Consider the following 3,929-nt stretch of genomic DNA (forward strand, 5'->3'; position numbering starts at 1 on the left):
TTTTCTGCCAGGACCTCCAGGCCGTAAAGGGAGGCCGCCCGCCTGGAGGCGATGGCCCCTATGCTGGGCTCGCGCTTCTCCGCAAGCTCCCGGGCCGCCCCTGCGGTGTCGTACACGGGGATGGGGGTAAGGCCGAGCCGGGCCAGGAAGCCGTCGCACTGGGCCAGGGCCTGGGGGTGGCTCTTCACAAAGCGGATCTCCTTTAGCTCCAGCCCGGGGGGTGCGAGGAGGCAGTGCTCCACCCGGTGGATGATCTCTCCCACCACGTGGAGGTCGCTTTCCAAAAGGAGGTCATAGGTCTGGTTGATGCTTCCTGCCGTGGTGTTTTCTACGGGCACCACCCCAAGCTCCACCTCACCCTTCTCCACTGCGGAAAAAACCTGGTGGAAGGTGGGATAACCCACGGGTGTGGCCTCGGGAAACGTCTTGAGCAGGGCCTCCTCGCTATAGGCCCCCTCCGTCCCCTGGTAAGCGATCCGCATCCCCTCTATGATAACGAATATGGCCCGGCTTTTGGTGGTGGACGATGATCCCGACATCCGAAGGCTTCTGGAGGTCATCTTCACCCGGCACGAGGTGGTGGCGTTGGGTTCGGCCCGGGAGGCTCTGGAGTACTTGAGGGGACAGACGCCTGACCTCGTGATTCTGGATGTGATGATGCCTGAGATGGACGGGCTGGCCCTTTTGAACCGCATCCGGAGGGTGAAGCGGCTTAAAGAGGTGCCGGTTATCGTGCTTACCGGGGGTGGGCAGGAATTCCTTGAGCCCGCGCGGATGCTGGGGGCGGATCTCTTTTTAGAAAAGCCCTTAAGCGGGAAGAAGTTGAACGATGCGGTGGAGGCCCTTCTTTCTAGAAAGGGCTATCTTCTTCCCGGGGGCGAGGTGGTGGAAAGGATAGAGGAGGTAAAGCCCTATCTTTGCCGGGCCCTTCCTTCTGAGGAGGAGTTCCGGCGGATCTGGAAACGGATGGCTTCCCGGGAGGCGTTTTTGCGGAGCCTTTTGGTCAAGGGATGGACCGAGGGGCTTTTGCGGCGGATCCTCCCGGGACCTTACGACCTGTACGATCTTCTGGGCCACCTGGCCTACGGCTGGCCGCTAAAGACCCGGAGGGAACGGGCCGAGGCCTGCCCTCCCTCCCCCCTCCTCGAGGGGTACCTGGAGGAAGGGCTCCTTTCCGAGGAGCTGGACCTGCTGGCGGACTGCCTTTATGCTTAAAGGGTGCGTTTAGAGGAAGTTCAAGACCCCAAGGCCTGGAACGAGGCGGTCTCGGCCTTCCCCATTACCAGCGCTTTGCAGTCTTGGGGCTGGGGCGAGGTGAAGCGGCTTTCCGGTTGGAGGCCGGTGCGGGTTTTGGTCATGGAGGGTTCAGAGGCCGTGGCCGCTGCCCAGGTCCTCCTCCGCACCCTCCCGGGCACCCCCTTCGCTTTGGCCTATGCCCCCCGGGGGCCGGCTTTGGGGCGGCTTTCCGACCTTCCCAGGGTGGCCCGGGCCCTGGGGGGGTTCGGCGGGGTCTACCTCCACCTCGAGCCCGAGGCGGGGCTTCCTGCACAGGATTCCCCTCCAGCCTTTCCCGGCCTGCGGTGCGCGGAGCCCATCCAGCCCGGCCACTCCCTGTGGCTGGACCTTACCCAGGGGGAGGAGGGGCTTTTGAAGGGGATGAAGGAGATGCACCGAAGAAACGCCCGGCTGGCTCTGAAACGGACGGAGGTCTCCATCGAGGGAGAGGGGGCCTTTCCCCTCTTCTTCCGCCTCTTTGAGGAGACCAACCGTCGGGCCCGCCTCCTGCAGCACGCCGAGGCCTACTACCGTGCGGTGCTTAAGGAGATGAATCAACCTCTGGGGGAGGCTTTCTTAAGCCTGGCTTATAAGGACGGAGAGGCTTTGGCGGCGGGGCTTTTCGTGGCCTTTGCCGGGAAGGTGGATTACCTCTACGGAGGCTCGAGCCGGGCCCACCCCGAGGCAAAGGCTCCCATGGGGATGCACATGGGGGCCATCCGGTATGCCCTGGAGCGGGGGTACAGGGTGTACGACCTCTGGGGGGTTCCAAGGAGGCCGGAGGGGAGCCACGCGGAGGGCATTCACCGCTTCAAGGAGGGGTTTGGGGGAAGCCGGGTTCAGTTCCCCGCGTATGTGTTGCCCACCTCTTGGCTTTACACACCGGTCAGAACCCTTCTTCGCCTCCGAAAGACCTGGGTCAACCTCCGGGTGCGGGGGAATCCTCGGGATGTGCTGGGCTGAACTTTCACCCTTCTTATCTTCCTTCTCCGTAGGGTAAGCTCCGTGGTTCGCGCCCTTTTGGGCCTGCTGCTTTTGCTTTTCGCCTCTTTTGTGGTTACGCGAAGGCCCCTGGAGACCCCCTCGAGGCCTGAGGGGGTGTGGCTTTACGGGGTGGAGCTCACCCTTTACCCTAAGGAGGCCGGGGTAGAGTGGCGCTTTAAAGCCGACATACTCAGGCAAAAGGGCCGGGAGGTGCAGGTCGACCGCCTGAAGGAGGCGGGCCGGTATGTGAACGGAGAGCTGGACGCCCGGCTTTTCGCCCCCGAGGTCCAGGTGGACCCCATGGACGACCTCCGCGCGCCCAGGGCCCGGGTGGAGATCCTCAAAGGGTGCTACCTTTTGGAGCTGGAGGGGCCTGTCCTCATCCGGCAGAAAGAAGGGATTTACGCCCCACAGGTGCACATAGAGGCTCCTAACCTCCGGGGGGAGGCCCGGGCGTTCCACTCGGACTTCGCCCTGGAGAAGATGGAGGTCTTGGACCCCCGGTTTGAGTTTCCCACCGGGGGGAGGTTTGGACCATGCAGGGTGGAAGGGGGTTCGTCATGAGGAGATGGGTGCTTCTTGGCCTTTTGACCCTCACGGCTTTGGCGGCGGAAAACGTCCGGGTCATCCGGGTGGAGGGGGGGCGGCTTTCGGGGGATCTGCGCTATGGCCCCTGGACGTTTGAAGGCGGGGTGGTGGGCCGGGTAAAGGACCTCGCCATCCGGGCCCCCCGGGCCACCCTCATCGCCCCCAAGGGCAAGACCATACAGGAGGCGGAGGGGGAGCGGGAGGCGCGGTTCGAAGGGGGGGTGGTGGTGGAGCGGGGCCGGGTGCGGGCGGAGGGCCCCCTCCTCATCTACAGGGAGAGCACGGGCAAAGGGGAACTCCAAGGCCCTGCAAAGATGCGCCAAGAACCCAAGCCGGGGGAGGATCCGGTTGAGGTCTCGGCGGCCCTCATGGCTTTTGAGGTGGATACGAACGTCTCCACCAGCCGCTCGGCCACGCTGAAAAGCGGCAACCAGGAGGGCCAGGCCCAGGAGGTCTACTACGAGGAGGAAAGGGGGCTGGCCGTCTTTACGGATCCAGAAGGGGTGGTCCTTAAGAGGAAGCGCTCAGAAGGGGACCTCATCATCCGGGCCAAGGAGGTTCGGAGCCTCACCGGTCCCAAAAAGCTCATCGCCACCGGGGGGGTGGTCCTGCAGGATGGAGAGCTGGTCACCACTGGGGAGAGCCTTTTTTACGACGACACCACGGGGGAGGCGATCGTCCTTGGCCGGCCGGCCCGGAGCGAGAACAAAAAGGAGGGGTTCAGCCTTTCCGGAGCCACCTTACAGCACAACGTGAACCGCCACCAGGTCCGCCTCTATCCCCGGGCCTTCCAGCTTCCCCGGGGGGAGTTTAGGAAGTTTGGGGAGAAGTGAGGCTTATCCTCCTGCCTCCCCTTTTCTTCCTCCTCTTGGTCTTGGCCCAGGAGGTCTTCCGCCCCCAGGTGGAGCTTAAGCGAAAGGACAATACCGTGGTGGCCACGGTGAGCGAGGCGGAGGGGAGCCTTTTCTACGGCGATTATGGAGACCTCTTCGCTGGGGTCTTGGAGGAGCTGGGCCAAGGGGTGGTCCAGGTCTCGGGGAGGCGGTTCTTCCTGGATGCGGCGAGCCGCGTGGAGGGCAGGG

At 63.9% G+C, this 3,929-nt stretch carries 5 protein-coding genes and 1 pseudogene; 5 read left to right on the top strand and 1 reads right to left on the bottom strand.

What is annotated here, in order from left to right; genetic code table 11:
- Positions 1-482 (bottom strand): prephenate dehydratase domain-containing protein (locus tag C4301_RS09485; RefSeq protein WP_352414829.1); only part of this gene is annotated, 482 nt, incomplete at its 3' end.
- Positions 483-501: 19 nt separating this feature from the next.
- Here C4301_RS09485 and C4301_RS09490 point away from each other — a divergent pair.
- The 5 genes and pseudogenes from C4301_RS09490 to C4301_RS09510 form a co-directional block, all read left to right on the top strand.
- A complete protein-coding gene (locus C4301_RS09490) occupies positions 502-1,215 on the top strand; it encodes a response regulator (protein WP_352414830.1) in 714 nt (237 codons plus the stop codon).
- Between the two features lie 3 nt (positions 1,216-1,218).
- Entirely contained in the window at positions 1,219-2,238 is a 1,020-nt protein-coding gene (locus C4301_RS09495; protein WP_352414831.1) for a lipid II:glycine glycyltransferase FemX, read from the top strand.
- 42 nt (positions 2,239-2,280) lie between these two features.
- A complete protein-coding gene (locus tag C4301_RS09500) occupies positions 2,281-2,823 on the top strand; it encodes a hypothetical protein (protein WP_352414832.1) in 543 nt (180 codons plus the stop codon).
- Complete coding sequence (locus C4301_RS09505) at positions 2,820-3,680, top strand: LptA/OstA family protein (protein ID WP_352414833.1); 861 nt, start codon at positions 2,820-2,822, stop codon at positions 3,678-3,680. Before C4301_RS09500 ends, C4301_RS09505 begins: the two co-directional genes overlap by 4 nt.
- A pseudogene (locus C4301_RS09510) lies at positions 3,677-3,929 on the top strand (hypothetical protein); the annotation flags it as partial. The gene C4301_RS09505 and the pseudogene C4301_RS09510, both read left to right, overlap by 4 nt.

Origin of the sequence: Thermus sp., assembly GCF_040290245.1 — a bacterium.
Lineage (GTDB): Bacteria > Deinococcota > Deinococci > Deinococcales > Thermaceae > Thermus_A.